The following is a 23636-nucleotide window of genomic DNA, read 5'->3' as shown; positions in this document are numbered from 1 at the left end:
TTAAAGAATTATTCTTCAGTTTTTCCCTTTTTTCTGAACACATTATTCAGGAAGCCTTTCTTTTCTTTTTTCTCTCCTTCCGCACTGGGAGTTTCTTTTTTATTTTTTATTTCCTGTTTTATTTCTTTTACCGATTGTTTCATATCCTTTACAGAAGAAACTGCTTCTTTGACTTTCTTTTCTGTTTTTTCAACATTTTTACCAATCAGGGTTTTCTTCAATCCCTGCTCTATTCCTCTCCAGAAGAGATTAAAGAAAGACTTTGTGGGGTCACGTTCCACATTTTCTACAGTAACGGCTTCCGGAAAGCGCCCTGAATCCGATCTCAGAAAAACATTGGCAACAACAGTCAGAAAACCTTTCTTCTCATGATTATTCTTATTTAATACGGCAATTTTTAAGTCTTTATGTTTAAGATTAAAGGTTCCGTGCAATCCCGCAGGATTTCCTTTGAAATTAAAAAGCATTTCCTGAATAGTTCCTGCAGTAGCTGTCACATGAAGGTAAGGCCTGATAAAAGGATTGATTCCATTTGCCGGAAGACCGGTTGTTTTTCCGGAAATTGCAAATCTATCATTATGATCTGCAACATCAAAGTTCCAGTTGACAGAAAGTGGTGACAGGTTCATGAAAGAACAATTGATGTTAATATCTACTTTTGTTGATTTTCCTTTAATTTTAGCTGAATTCAGGTTTTTAACGTTCATATTAAAGTTGCTAAAGGCCAATTTTCCCGGTCCCATACTTTCGGGAGTATCTTCTTCGTAGACTAGGACAGAGTTTTTCAGATCCAGGTTATGAATGGTCATCGGAATCTTAATGGAACGCAGCATTTTAGAATATAATGCTTTTATTTTTGGATCGTCCTTAGGAATTTTACTTCTGAAAATATTGGCATTTGCAGACTCAATGCCTACCTGTGAAGCATGTATCATTTTATTATGAGAAAACAGATCCCATTCTCCTTCTGCGGTAATTTGTCCGGCTTTTATATCATAGAGATCTCTCTCAACAGGTATCATTTTGATAAACTGCGCTCTTGAAACGAGAGGTTTCATGGCAAAATTGTTAATCTGCACCTTATTTTTATTCAGCTTAAGAAGCCCAAGGCTCATGTTGTAAAACTGAGTTTTATAAGCGAGGTTTCTGGTGGTAATATAATAATCTTTCACTTTGAAGGACATTCCCGGCTGATTGGGTTTAGGTGATAATTCAATATTATTTACCGTTGCATTAAGATCGTGGAAAGTCAAGGGCTGTTTTCCTTTATCATAAGTAATGTTTGAATTTTTTAAAGATGTTTTTCTTATAATAAGTGATTTAATAATACCAGGCTCAGGAGATTTACTGGCTGGTTTTTCACCTGCTTTAAAGGTTCCGTTTACATTTTCTACAAGAAGATCCTTGATATCAACATTCAGCTTTTTGTCAATGAATTCCAGTTTATTGATATTAAAAGCAATATGATCTGTTTTTAACACTACTGTTGCTTTTCTCTCTGCAGGATGCCCTGGTGTCAGTACGACATCCCTGACTTCACCGTTTGCAGGCTTCAGCGCAAGACTTCGCATTGTAATATTCTGAGCATTGGAGTATTCAATATCCTTTCCGGCAATGGTAAAATCTTTGTAACCTATCGGAATAACCTGTTCAGAAGTTTCTTTATTAAACATCAGCTGATTGATATTTACACTAAGATTCCCTACTGACAGAAGATTATTTCCATCCGGTTTTGTGATCTTTACTATGGCATTATCCAGCTTTATATTTTTTAAATCAACTTCAAAATTTGATTTTTTTTCAGCTTTCTTAGTCTTTACTCCTGTATTATAGACTGTCAGAACAGGATTCCGGAATTCTGCATTCGTAAGTGAAACTTTATTTTTGTTTAAAATAACATCCGTAAAATCCATTTTGGGAACTGCAAATTCAAATAATCGAGCCTTTTTAGGATAAAACTTTTTAAACTGAGCAAAGGAGAGCAGCGGAGTCAATCTGAAATTCTCAACAGCCATCTGCCCGTTACTTGTATTGATACTACTGATGGTAACCGCATACGTATCATCAGGACGAAGAAAGAATTTTTCTCCTTTGATGCTGTATTTGTCAAAAACGACGGGTAGTTTATTTTCTACAGATTCTTCTGTCATCTGTAAATTTTCTACAAACAGATCCAGTTGTTGTACAGATAGAAATTTCTGCTTTGTATGCCTGAAAACAGCAATTTTACCATCGTTAATTCTTATATTTTCAAATGAAACCGGATTTCTTTTCTTTCCGGTTTTGCGGTCGACAGGTTTAGCAAGAATGACATTCAAATTAGGTTTAGCCAGCAAAAGGTCTGACGAGCTGATTCTTTTATTAAAAACAGCATCATAAATTCCGAAACGGCTTATTTTCAAGGTATCAATAGTTCCCTGCAAACCAATAACGTCTGTATTTTGCGGATCTTTACTATTAACTGAAATTCCAGTAGCAAAAATATTTCCGGTTCCTAAATCCACATCTAGGGTTTTGTAGGAAACCTGATAGTCAGTATTCTTTTTTATATATTCCGGAAGCTGGGTTTTAAGCCAAATATTTAAACCAAAATTCGCGGCAAGAATAATTCCTGCCAGAACTCCGAAACCTATGAGTAAATTTTTAATCCACCTATTCATATCCTGATCTTGTTAAATGTAAGTTTAAATATAAGATTATTAAGTGCAATTTTTACTTGTTTACACTTTGTAATAATAAAATTAATATGATTTATCACTTTAAAAAGGAAAATATTTCATTCTAAAAACAGCAAAAGACCATCTCAATTGAGATAGTCTTTTGTCAATAAAAACAACATTCGTTTATTGTAGTAATTAATTATTCTTTTACTATTTTTTTTGACGCAGCTTCTCCTCGTCTGTTCTTAAAAAAAACAATATAATTTCCCTGCTGCAGATGAGAAACATCTATAACATTTTTTCCATTCTTAAGGTTTCCAGCCAACGCAGTTCGCCCGTCAGCGGTATATAAGACATAGGATATATCTTCTTTGGAAATTACACTAATCACATTCTTAACGCGGGTTGCATCAATTTCAGCAAAAGACAACTTACCTTTTGCCATATCATGTACTGCTAATGTTGCATTAGGATTATATCTGTAAGTAAATGTTACTGGCATTCCGTATTCATTATTAAAATCATCCACCAGATAATATTTTATTATATAGTCAATTGGGAATGTTCCGGAACCTGTATCTGCATTCCACATAGTATACCCACTTGAAACTTCAGAATTTGCAGGAATATTGATTGCCGGTTTGGAATTTCCGGGATAAACTGCTCCTAAAATTATAAATGGCAGACATGTATTCTGGTAACAGAATTGAAAACTACTTCCGTCAGCATTGATAATATTCATAACTTTTGCACGAACATTAATCGGAACAGCAGAGTTATTTTTAATTTTATAGTGTAAGGTTGCCAGATTTTCATCTACAGTGTTATAAGTAATAACACTTCCGTCATTTATTGGTGTCTCATCTTCTCTTGCTAGACTAAGCTGCGCTTTCCCATAAAAAGAGATAAGAAAAGACAGAAATATCATGTAGTAATTAATATTTTTCATAATTTTTAAATTTATAAAACCAGGAAGCCGCGCTACAGCTTCCCGGATTGTGAGAAATTACTTAATAATTAACTTTTTAATAACCGGTTCCGCATCTTTTTCTTTAATAGAAACCAGATAAGTTCCTTTTACAAAGTTGTGTACAGAAATCGGAGTATTAGGCTCTGCATTTTCTTTTTCAAGAATTGTTCTTCCACTGACATCAAAAATTTTAATGTCTGCCTTTCCTTTTCCGTCAATTTTGAAATAGTCTTTTGCGGGGTTAGGATATAACATATGTTCATTGTTTGTCTTTTCAGCAGCATGAACCCCTAATGTTGTGTTTATGGCAAATGGCCCTGCTGCATTAACAATTTCGCCGGTTGTACCATCCAATAAAAGCAAAGCAACTTTTATTTTATCCAGGTTATATGCAGTTGGAATATCTGCTGTAAATGTATAGTTTACAACCTGACCGTCAGTTAGGGTGGAAGGTATAGATCCTGCCTGCCCGGCATATCCTCCCAACAGCATTCTGCCCACATGATCATAAACCATATCCGCAGCAGGCACCGGGTTGGGTTTACTTTCATATCCACCCATAGATGTAGTGCTCCCAGCATAGTAATTTGCCTGGTTATAGCCCGAAGTAGTACCTTTTACTTCATCTTCTATAACCACAGCAACGAATCTGAAGTTAGCATTTGTAAAGTTGGTTCTGAAAACAGCAGATGCATTGAATGTTAAAATTCTTCCTGCCAGGGAAGATGTTGCATTTAGTGCAACAGGAACAATCAATGATTTCCTTGCATTAATAAACTCAGAGAAATCAGAACTAACACTCTGTCTCAGAAGACTTCTGTCCACATTCATTCCTGGAAAGCTATTAAAGTTTGCTCCTGTATTATATTCAGCCAAAGTCATAGGATCATTATTATGTACTGCAATTCCTATAAAATCATTAGGAAAACTATTTTCAGCATTATGCATTGCAACCGCCCCTCTAGGGCAATAACCACACCATGTTCCCGTACCTTCTTCAATCACTACTTTTTTAGGCGAATTCTGGCTTACACTTATAAATTGGGTGGACAATGTATTGTCTGCAGGAGTAGCATCCGCTGCTCCGTTGACTCCGGTAACAGATACAATAATATTTTTATTTACGACTGTAGAATAGTTTACGGCATTTGAATGCGTAATTTCTTTTTCCTGCCCAATAGCTAAAGGCGCCGCTAAGGGTATTACAGCAGAATGGTCTGTGCCATCATTCCAGTTAAGGGTGACATTATTAACACTTTGTGCCCCATTATTTTTTACAGTTGCTTTGATAAAATAATCCGTATTGGTCACTCCATATCGACTTAAAGATAAATTTGTAAGAGCTACATCATAATCTGCAAGACTTTTGACTTGGATATTATCCAAAATGAGGTAATACTGATCTGTACAATCATAATGTCTGAAAGAAATATAAACTTGCTGCCCAATAAAGGAACTCACATTGATCACTCTGTTTTGAAAGCCACCTGCAGCCACAGTTTCTGTATACACAGGTGTGGAAGCAGTAATAGCTCCTGAAGCGTTGGTTGTTGTAACATATACTGAATACTTTTCGTTTGGATCATTAGAATATGTTGCCAAATTATAGACCAGATATGCATTAGAAGCAGTAACAGTACTTAAGTTAATAAGCGGGGAAGTGATCAGATTGTTTGGCGTAAGTGCTCCGGTTCCATTAACATAAGAAAAGGAAGTCAATGATCCGCTTCCAAAGCCTGCATTTACACTAGAAACATTCATATTAGTCCATTGTTTCCCATCTCCGTCAATATCAGTACTCACCCATCCGTTGAGTCCTGCAGTATTAAAATCCTGACTGTAATAAGTCTGTGAGTAGTGTATCCCGAATATCAGGATAAGCACCGAAAATAAAATCTTTTTCATTTGTTTTAAAAATTTAAGTTTAGTAAATAATAGTTTTATAAAAATTCATAAGTATTGGATATGCCTATCTTTTCTTCTCTCACGTTCAGTGCAATTCCATTACTATCCATTACCATCACGATAATTTTAAGATGATCACGATGGTAATCTGAAGGAATAGAGTATTGAAATGATCGGGAGTATTCATTGGAAATTCCTGTCTGGGAATCCGGAATATTTTCTCCTGCAACAGATGAAGTCAGTTTAGCCCGTAAAACATTATGGTGTACATAATCATAAATTGTAGGTGGCCCCAAAGCAGGAACATAATTCTTTTGTTTACCCACCAGCTCGTCTTCTACTATAAACGCAGCCAGCTTAAGTCCTAAAAAGGCTTGGGCAAAAGAAATCCGGGCATCAACATTCAGAGTATTGCCAGATATATCAGAGCCTATTCTTATCCCTATTTTACTGAAGGCTTTTAACTGAGACAACGGTAACGACATATCGGTATAATTTTCACTGTCATCCCACATTGTATTTCTGTTAATAAACATAGTAGGCCAGCCAAGATCCACCCCGGTTACATTTTTAAACTGCTCTACCTCAGCACTTACGGCATTCGACCACGGATCCTGCCCACTAGGCCCATGAATCCCGATAAAGACAAAACCATCATCGGTCTGCAGTCTCAGATTTTTGGCTCTGGCCCCTGCACGGGTACAGTTTCCACACCATGTACCGGTAAAATCTTCGTATAAAATTCTATGTTTAAAATTGACTCCGTCATTGATGACAGCATTTACAGATATAGGATTTGCAGGGAGGTTTCTGTATCGGGCACTGATAGTATAAGCTCCTTTCTCTACAGGCGTATAGATATTTCCGTTTATAAGCTGATTATTGACAAAAATTTCACTTTCTGAAGTAATGTCATTATTGAGATTATCCTTTATTCTGAATGTAAAGCTTTTTCCCAATAGTTTTTCGTTACCTCCTTCTGAAGAAATGGTAAGATAAGTCGCAACAGTATCTCCTTCGTCGCTTGCCGATCCGCTACAGGAGGACAATAACAAAAAAAATAAAATCACACAATTTAGAAATAATAACTTTTTTTTCATTGTTTGTTGAATTTTTTAATAGGTTTAAATAAAAACTAAAATTTTATATGGAGTTGTTAATAAATGAGTTTAAAATTTAAACATTAAAATTTTGATAAAATCAATATTTTGATTGTTTTAATGATTATTTCGCATTAAAATTACATAATTAATTATATATTAGCAAAATAATATTTGTTTAATTATTAAAAATAATATTTATGATGAAAATGACTTTTTCAGGGCTTTTTATTTTTTGCTTAAGCTTTTTTTATGCCCAGGACATCCCTAATGTCTCTTTAAATACTATATCGGGTGACAGGATCGATTTTTCCAAAATAGATTCCTCCAATCCTGTTATTGTCAGCTTTTGGGCCACCTGGTGCCTTCCCTGCATGGAGGAACTTACTGCTATTAATGACAAATACGAAGATTGGAAGAAGGAAAGCAAGTTTACCCTGCTGGCAGCTGCTACAGATGATGCCCGTACAGTTTCAAAAGTGAAAACCCTTGTCAAAAGCAAAGGGTGGCCCTACACGGTATTACTGGACTCTAACCAGACTCTTAAGAGAGCATTGAATATCAACAGTATCCCCCACACCATACTCATCCATAAAGGTAAAGTGGTATATTCTCATGTGGGCTACTCTCCCGGAGATGAAGATGAACTGATCAAAAAGATTAAAGAATACAATACCAGCAATTAATTATGCGAAAAAAAATAATTTATGGAACTGCTCTATTAACCAGCATTCGTCTTTTTAGCCAGTTATCTGTAAATCTTGAATCCAATTCACAATATTATATTGATGACAGCAAAGTAAAACTCTCCGAAACCGAAAAAGAACAAAGGCTAAGATCAAACAACTACCTGAATATCAGCTATAAATTAAACAAATTCACAGCAGGGGTACAGCTTGAAGCTTATGAACCAAAAGCCTTGCTCAATTACTCACCGGCTTTGAATAAAACCAACCTGGGAACTTATTTTGTTAATTATAATAACGAAAAGGCGGGAGTAGATGTCACATTAGGGCATTTTTATGAGCAGTTCGGCAGCGGTTTAGCTTTACGTGTATGGGAAGACAAACAGCTTGGGATTGCAAATTCCCTGCTGGGAGGAAAAATAAAATATACAGATCCCAGCCAAACCGTCATCATGAAAGCATTAATAGGTAAACAGAGGTTAGGATTTAATCTTTCAGACGGATTAATAACAGGACTGGATAGCGAACTGAAACTGGACAATATGATAAAGGCAAAAGACCTTCATACCAGTATCGGATTCAGCTATGTCAATAAATATGAGGACAATAAGGAAAACAGCAAATTCCCTAAAAACGTAAGTATCTATTCGTCCAGAATGAAAATGGAATATTCAAATTTCGCAATGGAATTGGAATACCTTTACAAAACCAAGGACAATATCAAGCAGGTAAACGTATTGGATCCGAATAATATATTTTCAGGCAATGCTTTTCTGCTTAACCTTTCCTATGCTACAGACCGGTTCGGAATCATTGCGGGACTAAGAAGACTGGAAAACTTTAATTTTTATTCACAACGAGACCAAATCGGAAATATTTATCATAATTCCGTACTGAATTATATCCCCTCACTCACCAAACAATATGACTATAGCCTGGCCAATATTTATGTTTATCAGGCACAACCAAGGCTGTCATTTCTTCCTCAAAAGAAATCCGGGGAAATAGGTTCCCAGCTAGACATCTTTTATAAGATAAAAAAGGGAACACTATTGGGTGGAAAATACGGAACTGATCTTTCTCTGAATATTTCAAACTGGTATGGATTAAAGGGAACCTACAGATCATACATTAATGATATCCGTGACTATAAAACGGATTTTCTTGCTTTAGGAGAAAAATATTACTCAGACCAAAGTCTTGATATCAGAACCAGGCTGAAGGATAAATGGAAGGTTGCCCTGGTATTTATTAACCAGTACTACAACACCTACAGAGTCGAAGAAACAAGTGGAGAAGTAAAAGCACAGACCCTTATTCTGGATAATATTTACAGATTTTCCAAAAGTTCTATGAAACTGGAACTGCAGCATCAATGGGCAAACGGTTACCATGGAAATTGGGCTGCCGGTCTTTTCGAATATAATTTTAACAAAAACTGGTCGATCTTCGCCAATGACCTTTATAATTACGGAAATTCTGATAAAGAAAAGCAAATGCACTATTACACAGGAGGGCTGGTTTTTAGAAAAAACAGTACAAGAATTCAGGCTTCTTATGGCAGACAAAGAGGAGGATTGCTTTGTGTAGGCGGTGTTTGCAGATTTGTTCCTGAGAGTGCCGGTCTTTCTTTGGGTATTAGCACCAGTTATTAATCACATATATTCAAATTATTTTAATAAAATGAAATTTAGAAACTGGTTTTTATTAATTCTACTATTTTTAGCGACAGGAATTAATGCGCAGATAAAAAATCCTGTAAAGTTTAAATTCACCATCAACGATCTGGGAAACAATCAGTACGAAGCGGTATTGAATGCTACCATGGAAAGCGGATGGCATATTTACTCCAAAGATTTACCGGAAGATACCGGAATTCCAACGGAGTATAAAGTGACAGGAAAGAATATTGAGTTGATTGGAAAATTTACCGAAGTAGGTAAAAAACATGAAGAATTTTCTGAAGCATTCGGAGGTACTATTGTTTTTTATTCCAATGCTGCCGGATTTAAGCAGAAATTTAAATTAAAAGATCCGACAAAACCTGCAGATGTCACTTCCGAGATTACGTATCAGACTTGTGATGACAGAGTTTGCCTGGCTCCCAATACATTAGAATTCAATCAAAAAGTTACTCCAAAAGGGGCAGCGGAAGAGGCTGCAGCCGAGGAAAACGCAGCGCCTGTAAAGGATTCAGTGAAAGTTACCGGGACCGTTACTGAAAATCCTGCAAAAACTGAAACTGCGATCACAGAAGCTTCAAAACTGGATCCAAAGCAGTTGAAAATTGCAACCATCGATTTCAAAAAGCCATTGACAGATTGCGGTACTGCGTCTGCCAAAGTGGATGAAAATTACTGGACGTATCTATTCCTTGGATTTATCGGAGGATTAATCGCTTTGCTTACGCCATGTGTGTTCCCGATGATCCCATTAACGGTTTCTTTCTTTACCAAAGGAAGTAAAAACAAAGCCAAAGGAAAAAGAGACGCTCTTATTTATGGCTTTTTTATCCTTCTGATCTTTGTTTTATTAAGTATTCCTTTCCATATTATTGATGGAATTGCCGGAAATATCTTCAATGAAATTTCCACAAGTGTATGGCTGAACATTGCGTTCTTCATCATATTCATCTTCTTTGCCGGAAGTTTCTTCGGGTATTATGATATCACGCTGCCAAGTTCTATCGCCAACAAATCTTCCAAAGCGGAAGAAGCGGGAGGAATTATCGGTATTTTCTTCATGGCATTAACGTTGGTGATTGTTTCTTTCTCCTGTACAGGACCTATTTTAGGAAGTTTACTGGGAAGTGCAGTAACAGGTTCATCCAATGTTCCTATGCTTCTGACCTTTGCTTTGGCTGGATTCGGGCTGGCATGGGCGATTATTTTTGGACTGCTGGCATTATTCCCGCAGGCATTACAAAGCCTTCCGAAATCCGGAGGATGGATGAATACGGTAAAAGTAGTTTTAGGATTCGTAGAACTGGCATTGGCATTGAAATTCTTGTCTAAAGCTGATCTTGTATCCAAAACATTCTTCTTAAAAAGAGAGCTTTTCATTGCCATCTGGATTATTATCGCCTTAGGATTAGCAATCTATTTATTAGGATTGATCAGATTCCCTCATGATGATAAAAAGCCTAAAATCTCTATCACCAGAAAAATATTAGGGGTATTGGGAATTGGTTTCGTGATCTATCTGGTTCAAGGGTTAATCCCATCTGACCGTCCGAAACTTCAGTTATTAAGTGGAATTTTACCTCCACTCAATGTAAGCTATTTCCATGATGAAAAAGACGGAATTTTAGGAATGCATCCGGAGCACGATTTCTTCAAAGCTGTAGAACTGGCCAAAAAAGAAGATAAACCAATCCTGATCGACTTTACAGGATACGGTTGTGAAAACTGTAGAAAAATGGAGGAATTTGTTTGGAGCGAACCAGATATCTTACCGATTCTTCAGAACGATGTAGTACTGGCTTCTCTCTATGTAGACGATAAGGAAGAGCTTCCTGAGGATCAGAAAACCAAAATCGACCTTGGAGACGGACAGATCAAGAAGGTAAAAACCATCGGGGACCGATGGAGTTTATTCCAGCAGGTGAACTTTAACAACAACTCTCAGCCTCACTATGTTTTAATTACTCCTGATGGTAAAGTAATCAACACGCCTGTTTCAGGATATATGCCTAAAGAGGATTTCAAAAAATTCCTTGAATGCGGGGTAAATTATTATGCCCACTGATAAAATTTCACTTTTAATAGCCTTAGCTTAAGATATCTATGATTCAAGTTAAGGCTATCATTTAATACTAGTTCTTTATTTCGAGCTCGATTACATATCCCTCATGTCCTCTTACATTGATAAAGTTCCCTCCTTCAAATCCCAGATACTGTCCTTTAATTCCGGTAAGCCTTCCTGTAAATTCAGGCTTTTTATCCAAAGTAAATGAAGAAACTTTTTCAGGTTTTTCAAAAGGATAATCAAACATCCACAGCTCTTCACCATCACTGTAAAATTTCTGGAAATCGTCAGGAAAATATTCTTTTATCTTTTGTCGGAAATCGGCAAGGTCTACTTCTCCTTCAAAATCATCCTGCAGCATCTTTCTCCAATTGGTCTTATCTGCCAGATGTTCTTTTAAAGCTACTTCTATCATTCCTGCTTCGTAACGGTTCTCTGTTCTTGCGATAGGCAATGCAAAAGTTGCACCCTGATCAATCCATCTTGTAGGAATCTGTGTATTTCTGGTTACCCCTACTTTTACATCTCCTGTATAGGCCAGATAAACAGTGTGTGGCTGTAGCTGAATTTGTTTTTCGATCTCAAGATCGCGTTCTGCAATATCTAAATGTGCTGTAGAAAGTTCCGGGCGGATAATGGTATCGCTTGCATAAGGGCTTTCAAAAAAACAGTTTTTGCAGAAGCCCATTCTGTAAACTGGTTTATTTTCACCACAATTTACGCACTGGAATCCTGTATGTTTTATGCTTAACTCCTTTCCAAACAGCTCATTCATGTGGATCAGATCCCCGGAAAGATTGAGGTAGTATTGGATTGGCTTAGCATCGTAGCTTGTCATCTTTAAAATTTGCCCTTGAAACTGCATATTATATTTATATTACTTTTTTAAGTAAATTTAATGATTATATTTTTCAAAAAGTAAAATTTATATTTTTGTAATCATAAAAAATACAAATGGTTTATCTTGTAACAGGCGGTAGTGGGTTCATCGGTTCCCATTTAGTTGAACGATTATTAAGAAATGGACATTCTGTCATAAACATTGACAATTTTGATAATTTCTATGACTATCAGGTAAAAATTAAAAATACTTTGGAGTCAATCGGTAAAAATTCGGATTTTGAGTTCTCGGATAAAGAGACGGATATTCCTCGTTTGGTTTCCCTCACCCATTCAGACCAATATTCCCTCTATTGGCAGGATATCAGGGACCTAAAAGGCCTTGAAAACATCTTTAAGAATCATCATATTGACATGGTGATCCATCTTGCTGCACTTGCCGGTGTTCGCCCTTCTATTGAACGTCCTCTGGAGTACGAGGAAGTGAATGTACGAGGTACTATGAATCTTTGGGAACTGTGTAAGGATTTCCATATTAAAAAATTCATCTGTGCATCTTCATCAAGTGTTTATGGAAACAATGAGAAAATTCCCTTTGCGGAAACAGATAATGTAGACAATCCTATCTCTCCTTATGCTGCTACCAAGAAAAGCGGAGAAATTATAGGACATGTTTACCATAATCTATACCATATAGATATGATCCAGCTCAGGTTTTTTACAGTATATGGACCAAGACAGAGACCTGACCTTGCCATACACAAGTTCACAAAGCTTATTTCGGAAAATCAGGAAATTCCTTTCTATGGTGACGGAAATACTGCCAGAGACTACACTTATATAGATGATATCATTGATGGAATTACCAAATCTATTCTTTATCTGGAAAACAATTCAGGAATTTATGAAATTGTGAATCTGGGTGAAAACCAGGTAATCACTTTGTCTGCAATGGTGACTACTATTGAAAAGACATTGGGAAAATCTGCCATCAAAAAAATTCTGCCAATGCAGCCGGGAGATGTCACAAAAACGAATGCCGATATTACAAAAGCAAAGGATTTGATAAGGTATAATCCGGCCACAGACTTCCAAAATGGCATAAAAAAATTTGTGGAATGGTTTTTGAGAAAACGACAATAAGTAAATGGCTGACATAGCTGCCAGTTAGTTTGTGACAGCCATTTATAAGAAAATATTATAAAAAGAATTGAAAATCAAGTATAAAAAAGTTTATTATACAACCTATTTTTATACTTTTGCAAAAAATTAGAAAATTATGTACTGGACATTAGAATTAGCTTCATATCTAAGTGACGCACCTTGGCCAATGACAAAAGCAGAGCTTATTGACTACGCAATCAGAACTGGTGCACCAATGGAAGTAGTAGAAAACCTTCAGGCCATTGAGGACGAAGGAGAAATTTATGAATCTATCGAAGAAGTATGGAGTGACTATCCTACTGACGAGGATTTCCTTTGGAACGAGGACGAATATTAATAAAGCGATAAGCTTTAGGCTGCGTGCTTAGAGCTTTTTTGCCCTTTTTATATATAATTTACACGATAAGTGTTATTTAAAACGCTTAAAGCATTTTGCATTAAGCATAAAGCAAAAAATTTATGAGTTTTTTAAACAAAGTTCTTAAAGGGTTTTTGGGAGACAAAAAAGCGCAGGACCTAAAAGAAGTAAAAAAAGTTGTAACAAAAATCAGAGCAGTAGAACCTAACATCCAACAATTGTCGGATGATGGGTTGAGACAAAAGACGGCTGAGTTTAAAGAGAATATAAAATCTGCAACCAGCAAGATCACCGCTCAAATAGAACAGATAAAAGAGCAGATAAAAAATTCAACCAACGTTGACGAGAAAGAAGCTCTTTTCTCAAAAATTGAGTCTTTAAAGAAAGAATCTTACGAAATTGAAGAAAAAGTTCTGGTTCAGATTCTTCCCGAAGCTTTTGCATTGATCAAAGAAACGGCAAGAAGATGGGCTCAGAATGGAGAAATCCGTGTAACGGCTAGTGACTGGGACAGAGAACTGGCTGCTGCAGGGAAAGATTTCGTCAGTATTGAGGGAGACACAGCTGTTTGGAAAAACTCATGGGACGCTGCCGGAACTCCTGTAGTTTGGGATATGGTCCACTATGATGTTCAGTTTATCGGAGGGATTATTCTTCACAGTGGTAAAATTGCCGAAATGGCAACCGGTGAAGGTAAAACTTTGGTAGGAACATTACCTATTTATTTAAATTCACTTCCTGAAAGAGGGGTACACGTTGTAACGGTGAACGATTATCTTGCAAAAAGAGACTCGGCATGGATGGGACCTCTTTATCAGTTCCACGGTATGTCTATCGATTGTATTGATAACCACCAGCCGAACTCGGACGGAAGAAGAAAAGCATACAACTCGGATATTACCTATGGAACGAATAACGAATTCGGTTTCGATTATCTGAGAGACAACATGGTGACATCACCTTCAGAACTGGTACAAAGAGAACTTAACTTTGCTATCGTGGATGAAGTGGACTCTGTATTGGTAGATGATGCAAGAACGCCATTGATCATTTCAGGTCCGGTTCCTCAAGGAGACAGACAGGAGTTTGATGTTCTTAAGCCTTCTATCGACAGAATTGTTGAAGTACAAAAGAAAACCGTTTCTGCTATTTTCAATGAAGCGAAGAAATTAATCGCTGCAGGAAATACAAAAGAAGGTGGTTTCAAATTACTTCAGGCATACAGAGGTCTTCCAAAAAACAGACAATTAATCAAATTCTTATCGGAAAGCGGAAACAGAGCATTGCTTCAGAAAGTTGAAGCACAATACATGCAGGACAACAACCGTGATATGCCGATTGTAGATAAAGATCTTTACTTCGTGATCGAGGAGAAAAACAATCAGGTTGACCTTACAGACAAAGGTGTTGAATACATGTCTCAAGGAAACTCTGATCCTAACTTCTTCGTACTTCCGGATATCGGAACTGAGATTGCTGAAGTAGAAGCTAAAAATCTTTCCAAAGAAGAAGAATTCGAAGCTAAAGAAAAACTTTTCGCTGAATTTGCCGAAAAATCTGAGCGAGTTCACACGATGAGCCAGCTATTGAAAGCTTACACACTATTTGAAAAAGATGATGAGTATGTGGTGATTGATGGTGAAGTAAAAATCGTTGATGAGCAGACAGGACGTATTATGGAGGGACGTCGTTATTCAGACGGTCTTCACCAGGCAATTGAAGCGAAAGAGAATGTAAAAATTGAGGCAGCTACTCAAACTTTTGCAACCATCACGCTTCAGAACTATTTCCGTATGTACAACAAGCTTGCGGGGATGACAGGTACTGCTGAAACCGAAGCTGGAGAGCTTTGGGAAATCTACAAATTAGACGTTGTGGTAATTCCTACCAACCGTCCTATTTTAAGACATGACAAACAAGACTTGGTTTTCAAAACCAACAGAGAAAAATATAATGCTGTAATCGAAGAAATTGAAAAATTAACAGCACAGAAAAGACCTGTACTTGTAGGAACGACTTCTGTTGAAATTTCTCAATTACTATCAAAAGCACTTCAATTAAGAAAGATCCCACACCAGGTATTGAACGCGAAGCTTCACAAAAAAGAAGCGGAAATTGTAGCTGGAGCAGGACAGCCGGGAGTTGTAACCATTGCAACCAACATGGCAGGTCGTGGTACCGATATTAAGCTTTCTAAAGAAGTAAAAGATGCAGGAGGTTTAGCCATCATCGGTACAGAAAGACACGATTCAAGACGTGTTGACAGACAGCTAAGAGGTAGAGCGGGACGTCAGGGAGATCCGGGAAGTTCTCAGTTCTATGTATCTCTTGAAGATAACTTAATGCGTTTGTTCGGTTCTGAAAGAATTGCTAAAATGATGGACAGAATGGGTCACAAAGAGGGAGAAGTAATTCAGCACTCTATGATCAGTAAGTCTATTGAAAGAGCTCAGAAGAAAGTGGAAGAAAATAACTTCGGAACAAGAAAAAGACTTCTTGAATATGATGACGTAATGAATAAACAACGTGATGTAATCTACAAGAGAAGAAAGAATGCTCTTTTCGGAGACCACTTGAAGTATGACATCACCAATATGATTTTTGATGTAGCTAATTCTATCGTTGCGAAAGGGAAAGCTTCAGGAAATTATAAAGATTTTGAATATGAAATCATTAAAACATTTACGATGGAATCTCCGGTTTCACAAAGTGATTTTAATAATAAGAATGTTCAGGATCTGACCAATATCTTATTCAAAGCAGCTCAGGAGGATTATAGAATGAAGCTGAATCTGTTGAAAGAAAAATCATTCCCTATCATTGAGAATGTATACCAAAATCAGGGTTCAATGTTCAAAATGATCCAGGTTCCTTTCACAGACGGACACAAAACAATGACTATTGTAGCTGATCTTAAAGAAGCATATGATACTCAGTGTGAAAGTTTAGTGAATGATTTTGAAAAGAATATCACTTTATCGATTATCGATGAAAACTGGAAGCTTCACCTTCGTGAAATGGACGACTTGAGAAGATCATCACAGGGAGCTGTGTATGAGCAGAAAGATCCACTGGTAATCTATAAGCAGGAATCTTTCCACTTATTCAGTGAAATGATCGATAAATTAAACAAAGAAATTATTTCTTTCTTATATAAAGGAGAAATTCCAGCGTAAGAAAAATTTAATAATATCATCTAAAAACCGCTCTGGCATTGGCCATAGCGGTTTTTTGTTATTCAGTATATAATAATTTTATGATAAATATCAATATTATTATTTATTTAGAACAGTTAAAAATAATATATTTGCAGAAAATTTGAGTTTCATGAAAAATGTACTGATCTGTGCCTCAATGTTAGGTTCTATACTAACTTTTGCTCAGAAAAAGGATTCTGCCAACACTAAAAATATTGATGAAGTAATTATTAATACCTATGTCAAAAAAGATAGTGAGTATTCTAACAAAATGCCTTTAAAAGCGATTGAAGATCCGCAGGTTTTTTCCTCAATTAACAGATCAGTCTTAGAAAATCAGACTATTTTTACAGTTGATGATGCCTACAGAAATGTTACAGGGATTCAGAAAATGTGGACGGCAACAAGCAGAGCCGGAGACGGAGGTTCTTTTATTGTTTTAAGGGGTTTCCCTTCCAACAATTCAATGAGAAACGGTTTGGTATCACCGGTTACAACTACAATTGATGCCATTAATATTGAAAGACTGGAGGTTTTAAAAGGACCTTCCGGAACTTTATACGGAAGTAATGTTGCTTCTTATGGTGGTTTAATTAACCGAATTACGAAAAAACCATATGAAAGATTCGAAGGACAGGTAAGTCTTTTTGGAGGGAGTTACAATACTTACAGAGCACAAGCCGACATCAACGCTCCACTTACAAAAGATAATAAACTGCTTTTCAGAATCAATACAGCTTATACAAACGAAGGAACATTTCAGAAAACGGATGCTAAAAACACCTATTTTGCCTTTGCTCCATCTTTAACTTATAATGTAAATGATAAACTTCAGTTCAATGTTGAATATGAAATGTTCAACACCAGAGCGGTTGGTGAACCTTTCTTCTTTTATCTGACACCTGAAAACCTTGGAGGAATTGATAATATGAAAGACCTTGAAAAAAAGGGACTTAATTACAGAGAATCTTATCTTGGAAATGACCTCTATACTACGGCAAGAGTAAATAATATCTTCGGTCAGGTAAATTATAAGATCAACGAGCATATTAAATCATCTACCAACATCAACTCTTCGAGCAGTTACTCAGATGGTTTCGGACCTTATTTCGCTGCAAGAGTAGATGCCAGCAATAATCTTCTTGTGGACAGAAATGACCAGGCGACCAGAGATAGTAGAAAATCATATTTCCAGATACAGCAGAATTTTAACTTTGACTTCACTTTCGGGAATGGAATGAGAAACAGAACCGTAGCTGGTTTTGATTATCTGAAAACAAAAGACAGATCAAGATATATTTATTTAGCGAGCGGAAATTTTGATAGTGTACCGGCTAATGGTGGTGATTATTCTGGTTTTAACGGAACTACATTAGGTGATTTATATAATGACCCAAACAAGGTTGGGCATTTTGATAGTGATGGAGATCTTAATACTTACAGTGGATATATTTCCAACGTTTTTACTCCACTTTCAGGATTAAACATTGTATTGGGGCTCCGATATGAAAACAATAATGCAAAGGAAGGTAAATATTTTATGTCCACGGTAGACCCTTATAATCAATCTGCATGGTCTCCTAAGGCTGGTGTAGTTTACCAGATTATTAAAGACAAATTTTCAATTTTTGGAAATTATCAGAACAGTTTTAAAAGCAACGGATATTTTACCACCGATCTTGCAGGAAGTATAGCCCTTTCGGATCCGGAAAGAGCGAATCAGTTTGAAGGAGGTTTCAAAGCCAATCTGATCAATGGAAAAATTAATGCTTCCGTAAGTTATTATGATATCAGAGTTAAAAATATGCTGGTAGCTACCGGACAATATACCGGGGCAGGTAAATCAGTACAAACTCAGGCAGGTGAAATTCAAAGTAAGGGTGTTGAATTGGAAGTAAATGCATATTTAATCAAGGGATTCTCTTTAATAGGTGGTGTTTCCTATAATGATACTACGGATATGGCTACAGGCTTAAGACCTGCTACAGCAGGTTCTCCATGGCTGGCTAATTTTAACGCAAGTTACCAGTTTCTGGACGGAAATTTAAAAGGGCTTGGTTTCGGAGTAGGAGGAAATTTTGCTAATGCCAACAAGATATTTAATCAATTAGATCCTGCAACCAGCAGAGTATCTACTTTCACTCTTCCTAAGTATTTTGTAATGAATGCCAATGCATTTTACGACGCCAGAAAATTCAGAGTTGGAGTAAAAGTTGACAACTTTACAAGTCAGCATTACTGGATTGGATATACAACAGCGAATCCACAGAAGTTAATCAATGTACTGGGATCTGTTACATACAAATTTTAAAAAATCAAAGGTTAGCCCCTCATGGGGTTAACTTTTTGCTATGAGAAAAAAGCATCATCATAAAAAGAAAGTGTCTCCCGCAAAAAAATGGTCTGCAAAGCTGCATTTGTGGCTGGGTTTATCTGTTGGAATCATTGTATTTATAGTCTCTCTTTCAGGGACTTTATATGTTTTTAAGGATGAAATACAGAATAGCTTACGCAAAGAAGCCATTTACCTGAAAAAGGAGGATATCGGAAAAAAGCCATTGTCTATTCATCTGCTTCGTGAAAAAGTTACGCTGGAACTTAATGAAAAATATCCCGTAAGTGCTGTAGAAATTCCTTTAGACAAAACAAAAGCCTATCAGTTTGAATACTATGACAAAAGCAAAAAGGGATGGAATTATTTTCAGCAGGTACACATCAACAAACTAGTCTATGTGAATCAGTACACCGGGCAAATCCTGGCAGTTTATGATGAAAAGTATGATGTGTTCAATATTCTGAAATATATCCACTGGGGACTTCTGCTTAATTCAGAATGGGGACCGTATACTGTAGGAATCCCAACTGTTATTTTCGTCATTATGCTGATTACAGGGATCATTTTATGGTGGCCTAAAAACAAAAATGCAAGAAAAGGACGTTTTTGGTTCAATTGGGAAAATGTAAAAAACTGGAAGCGTAAAAACTATGATCTTCATAATGTTCTTGGATTCTATGCATCATTTATTGCGCTGCTTCTGAGTGTTACCGGACTATATTTTGCCTATCCCTATGTAAAAAACACTTTTACTTTTGCACTGTCTGGTTCATGGGAACTGCCAAAGGAAAAAGAAAGAAAATCCCCGGACTCTCTGATGGCAAAGAATGAAGCTGTTTTTGATCTCGCTGCGACACAAACTCAAAAGCTGTACGCAAAATCATCCAGCTTCAGAATTACTTTGAACGGAAAGAATAAAAAAGGAAAAGAACTGAAGAATCTTCCGGTAACGGTTTATGGGATGGATGGAAGATACAGTGAAAGAAACATCCTGACATTCGACAAATACTCCGGAAAACTGCTCGCCAATAAACCTCATCACAATCTCAATACTGCCGAGAAATATTCCAACGCCAATTATGACATCCATACCGGTTCCTACTTCGGAATCATTGGAAAAGTCATCTGGTTTATAGCCGGCCTCACATGTACATCGCTCCCTGTAACCGGATTTCTGGTCTGGTGGGGAAAAAGAAAGAAAAAAGGAAAGAAAATATAATGAAAAAAGTGCTTTTATCAGCTGCCTGCTTAGGAACTGCCACTGTTTTTGCTCAGGTAAAAGATAGTTTACAAACTAAAAATGTAGACGAGGTTGTCATGACTGCTTCCAGAAAAAAGGAAAGCATAAAAGAAGTTCCAAGCTCCGTAACGGTGGTAGGAGAGAAACAGATTCAGTCTCAGCTGACCGTTAACTCAGATATCACAAGCATCCTGCAGTATACCGTTCCCAGTTTAGGAACCAATTCGGGACAGACATCCAATACAGGACAGACCTTAAGAGGACGTCAGGTTCTGGTTTTGATTGATGGAATTCCACAGTCTACCCCACTTCGTAACGGAGCAAGAGATTTAAGAACCATTGACCCTTCAGCGATCGAAAGAATAGAGGTAATCAAAGGAGCTTCTTCCATTTATGGTAACGGAGCAGACGGAGGGATCATCAATTATATTACAAAAAGAAGCAAAACAGATAAAAAAATCTCCGGGATTTCACAGATCGGGCTTACAGGGCAGCCTTATGGAGGTACTTTAGGAGTAAGAGCCAGTCAGCTTTTATCCGGAAAGATCAACAAGTTTGATTATACCCTTTCATTAGCCTACGAAAGAACAGGATATACAAAAGACGGTGATGGTGTTTTGATAAGTCCTACCTATAGCATTGCGAAGATGGACAACTACAACGGACTGTTGAAAATAGGTTATGACATCAACGAAAATCAGAGAATTGAGGCTTCTTACATTGGCTATTCATCAAGATCAGATCTGAATGTAGGATTAAAAACAGGAAAATACGGCATCAAGCCAACGATTGGTGAAGGAATTGGGAAAGGTTTGGAAACAACTCCCCAGGGAACTCCTAAAAACCACAACATAAGAGTAAGCTACGACAACAAGAACCTGTTTGCAGGAACGTCTTTGAATATCAACCTTTATTATCAGGATTTTAAAACCGTTTACGGCTACAGCGACACCTTTTTCAACGGCGGGCAGTCGAATGTAATTTCAAAAAAGGCAGGAGCAAGATTCAATTTTGATACCCAGCTTTGGAACTCAGCCAATTCTCAGGGAGAAATTATCTACGGAGCCGATATTCTGAATGATGAAACGGTACAAAAACTGGAAGACGGACGTTTCTGGACTCCCAATATGAACATGACCAATATTGCACCTTTCGTACTGGCAAAAATAGATCTGTTTAAAAAGTTCACCATCAAAGGAGGACTTCGTTACGAAAACATCAAAGTAAATGTAGATGACTTCAATACCCTTTCTACCCTTAAAAGTGACGGAACTTTCACGAAAAGTATTCCTGTTGCAGGTGGAAAACTGAGCTACAATGCACTGGTAGGAAATATTGGTATCCGCTATAATATTGAGCCTTATATCAACCTCTTTGGTAGCTTCTCTCAGGCCTACTCTATCAATGAGTTAGGAAGAATTTTAAGAACCTCAACTTCTGAAACGATCAAAAATCTGGAAACGAAACCGATCATCGTTAATAATTACGAATTGGGAGCAACAGGACAGCTTTCCAGTTGGTTGAATTATGAATTAACTTCTTATGTAAGCACATCGAAACTGGGAGCATCATTCGTACAAAGTCCGGACAGAGCATTAATGATTCAGCGATCTCCTGAAATCGTGTACGGAGTGGAAGGATTCTTACACTTTACTCCGGTAAAATGGATTCAGTTTGGCGGAAGCTACAGCTGGATGGAAGGAATTACTTCTGTAAAAGATGACGGTGATTATTCAACAAAGATCAACAACAGCAGAATTTCTGCCCCTAAAGTATTGGCATATGTTCAGGCCAGACCTGTTCCAGCTTTATCCGTTGGTCTTGATATGCTTCACTCTTTCCAGCAAAACAGATTTGAACCTAATGCCAAGACAGGATTGTATGCTTATGGTGAAGGATATGTACCTGAGTATACTGTTTTCAATTTCAAATCCAGTTATGAGGTTAACAACAACTGGAGAGTATCATTAGGTATTGAAAACATTTTCAACAAACTGTACCAGCCTGCCATTTCATGGTGGACAGCAAGAGACAGTGATTTTACCAATGCTCTTGGACTGAGAGGAACATTCATGGTTGAATACAGATTTTAATTAAACTAAATAAAAAGTAAAGCATATATTTGCTTTACTTTTATTGTTATATGAAGAAAAAACATCATCATAAAAAGAAGCCGGGGTTCATTAAGAAATGGTCTGCCAAACTGCATCTGTGGTTCGGATTGGGAATAGGATTTCTGATCTTTATTATCTCTATTACCGGAGCATTGTACGTTTTTAAGGATGAAGTGGAAAATATCACCCGAAAAGATGTCATCTACCATCACGAGCAAAATATAGAGCAGAAACAGGTCCTTCCCATCAGAGTAATGGAAAAGGCTGTTGCGGAACAGATAAAAGAGAAATACCCTATCCACTGGGTAAATGTTCCTATTGATAAAAAAATGTCCTATATGTTCTTCTGGTATGAACATAATACGGATGCCTGGAACTATTTTGATGAATTTCCCATTTATAAACAGGCTTATGTAAACCCATACACCGGAAAAGTACTGAGAGTCTATGATGAGAAATACGGATTCTTCAATATTGTAAAAATGATCCACTGGAGCTACCTCTTGAAACAGGACTGGGGAACTTATGTAGTGGGAATTCCTGTTATTATTTTTATTATCATGCTGATCTCCGGGATCATTCTATGGTGGCCCAAGAACAAAGCAGCCAGAAAACAGCGTTTTGCCTTCAAATGGAAAAATATTAAAAGCTGGAAGCGAAAAAACTACGACCTTCATAATGTACTGGGATTTTACGCATCGATCTTTGCTCTGGTCTTTTCCATCACCGGACTTTTCTATGCATTCTTTGTGGTGCAGGCGATGATCTATGTGATATTTTCCGGTGGAGAAACAAAATATCCCGACTTCTCACATATTAAAACAAAGGCACCTATCGAATTGAGAACAGAAGGAACACTGGATAAAATCATCAATACAGTACAGACAAAATATCCTGAATCTTATGGTTTCGCCATTGATTTAGGACATCCGCATATGGATGACCACGAGCACCCCAACTTTGAAGTATACGTAAAGCATCTTTCTTATTCGTACCATAAAAGCAGCAGCTTAATCTTTGATGAAAACTCAGGGGAATTGCTGCACACTCATGACCCGAAAGACAAAAACTTCGGAGAAAAGGTTGTGAACGCCAATTATGATATTCACGTAGGTGCTATTCTGGGACTTCCTACCAAGATCATTGCATTTATTGTAAGTATCATTTGTGCCTCGCTTCCGGTTACCGGATTTATGATCTGGTGGGGCAGAAAAAAGAAAAAAACAGTAAAAACGGTTTAACATATTAAATAAAACCCTATTAATAATCCATTAATACAATCTTTTTTATAATTTTAGCGCCTAGAATTTAATAATAGAA

General features: G+C 36.9%; 15 protein-coding genes. 10 read left to right on the top strand and 5 right to left on the bottom strand.

All coding sequences use genetic code 11. The features are described from left to right. Positions 1-8 precede the first annotated feature (8 nt). The 4 genes from JNG87_RS05750 to JNG87_RS05735 form a co-directional block, all read right to left on the bottom strand. On the bottom strand, positions 9-2660 hold the full coding sequence (locus JNG87_RS05750; protein WP_202842354.1) for a hypothetical protein: 2652 nt from the start codon (positions 2658-2660) through the stop codon (positions 9-11). Between the two features lie 199 nt (positions 2661-2859). Beyond that, on the bottom strand, positions 2860-3609 hold the full coding sequence (locus JNG87_RS05745; protein WP_202842352.1) for a T9SS type A sorting domain-containing protein: 750 nt from the start codon (positions 3607-3609) through the stop codon (positions 2860-2862). 57 nt (positions 3610-3666) lie between these two features. After that, positions 3667-5535 carry a T9SS-dependent choice-of-anchor J family protein gene (locus JNG87_RS05740; protein WP_202842350.1) on the bottom strand — a complete coding sequence of 623 codons (1869 nt, stop codon included), beginning with the start codon at positions 5533-5535 and terminating at the stop codon, positions 3667-3669. 35 nt (positions 5536-5570) lie between these two features. Next, complete coding sequence (locus tag JNG87_RS05735; protein ID WP_202842347.1) at positions 5571-6635, bottom strand: Omp28-related outer membrane protein; 1065 nt, start codon at positions 6633-6635, stop codon at positions 5571-5573. 200 nt (positions 6636-6835) lie between these two features. Between JNG87_RS05735 and JNG87_RS05730 the strand changes: the two genes are divergently transcribed. The 3 genes from JNG87_RS05730 to JNG87_RS05720 are packed head-to-tail and all read left to right on the top strand — an operon-like array spanning position 6836 to position 11068. Beyond that, a complete protein-coding gene (locus JNG87_RS05730) occupies positions 6836-7321 on the top strand; it encodes a TlpA family protein disulfide reductase (protein ID WP_238349677.1) in 486 nt (161 codons plus the stop codon). A 2-nt stretch (positions 7322-7323) separates the two neighbouring features. Continuing rightward, entirely contained in the window at positions 7324-8976 is a 1653-nt protein-coding gene (locus JNG87_RS05725) for a DUF6029 family protein (protein WP_202842345.1), read from the top strand. Positions 8977-9004: 28 nt separating this feature from the next. Then, positions 9005-11068 carry a protein-disulfide reductase DsbD family protein gene (locus JNG87_RS05720; RefSeq protein WP_202842343.1) on the top strand — a complete coding sequence of 688 codons (2064 nt, stop codon included), beginning with the start codon at positions 9005-9007 and terminating at the stop codon, positions 11066-11068. 67 nt (positions 11069-11135) lie between these two features. On the opposite strand, the gene JNG87_RS05715 is transcribed toward JNG87_RS05720, so the two are convergent. Further along, a complete protein-coding gene (locus JNG87_RS05715) occupies positions 11136-11933 on the bottom strand; it encodes a DUF2797 domain-containing protein (protein WP_202842341.1) in 798 nt (265 codons plus the stop codon). A gap of 89 nt (positions 11934-12022) precedes the next feature. Here JNG87_RS05715 and JNG87_RS05710 point away from each other — a divergent pair, with 89 nt between their 5' ends. The 7 genes from JNG87_RS05710 (at position 12023) to JNG87_RS05680 (ending at position 23557) form a co-directional block, all read left to right on the top strand. Further along, the gene (locus tag JNG87_RS05710; protein WP_202842339.1) at positions 12023-13051 is read left to right on the top strand and encodes a GDP-mannose 4,6-dehydratase; all 1029 of its coding nucleotides are present in this window, start codon (positions 12023-12025) and stop codon (positions 13049-13051) included. A 136-nt stretch (positions 13052-13187) separates the two neighbouring features. Next, positions 13188-13409 carry a DUF2795 domain-containing protein gene (locus JNG87_RS05705; RefSeq protein WP_002662059.1) on the top strand — a complete coding sequence of 74 codons (222 nt, stop codon included), beginning with the start codon at positions 13188-13190 and terminating at the stop codon, positions 13407-13409. Positions 13410-13531: 122 nt separating this feature from the next. After that, positions 13532-16606 (top strand): preprotein translocase subunit SecA, encoded by a 3075-nt coding sequence (gene secA, locus JNG87_RS05700; protein ID WP_202842337.1) that lies wholly within the window; start codon positions 13532-13534, stop codon positions 16604-16606. A gap of 151 nt (positions 16607-16757) precedes the next feature. Further along, the gene (locus JNG87_RS05695) at positions 16758-18938 is read left to right on the top strand and encodes a TonB-dependent siderophore receptor (RefSeq protein WP_202842335.1); all 2181 of its coding nucleotides are present in this window, start codon (positions 16758-16760) and stop codon (positions 18936-18938) included. A 40-nt stretch (positions 18939-18978) separates the two neighbouring features. Next, on the top strand, positions 18979-20181 hold the full coding sequence (locus JNG87_RS05690; protein WP_202842332.1) for a PepSY-associated TM helix domain-containing protein: 1203 nt from the start codon (positions 18979-18981) through the stop codon (positions 20179-20181). Next, positions 20181-22295, top strand: coding sequence for a TonB-dependent receptor (locus JNG87_RS05685; protein WP_202842330.1), 2115 nt, complete (start codon positions 20181-20183; stop codon positions 22293-22295). Before JNG87_RS05690 ends, JNG87_RS05685 begins: the two co-directional genes overlap by 1 nt. Before the next feature lie 50 nt (positions 22296-22345). After that, positions 22346-23557: a PepSY-associated TM helix domain-containing protein gene (locus tag JNG87_RS05680; RefSeq protein WP_202842328.1), complete on the top strand. Its 1212-nt coding sequence runs from the start codon at positions 22346-22348 to the stop codon at positions 23555-23557. The last annotated feature ends 79 nt before the right edge of the window (positions 23558-23636 follow it).

It is taken from the genome of Chryseobacterium cucumeris, assembly GCF_016775705.1.
GTDB lineage: Bacteria > Bacteroidota > Bacteroidia > Flavobacteriales > Weeksellaceae > Chryseobacterium > Chryseobacterium cupriresistens.
This window is presented reverse-complemented; position numbering and strand designations above follow the sequence as displayed.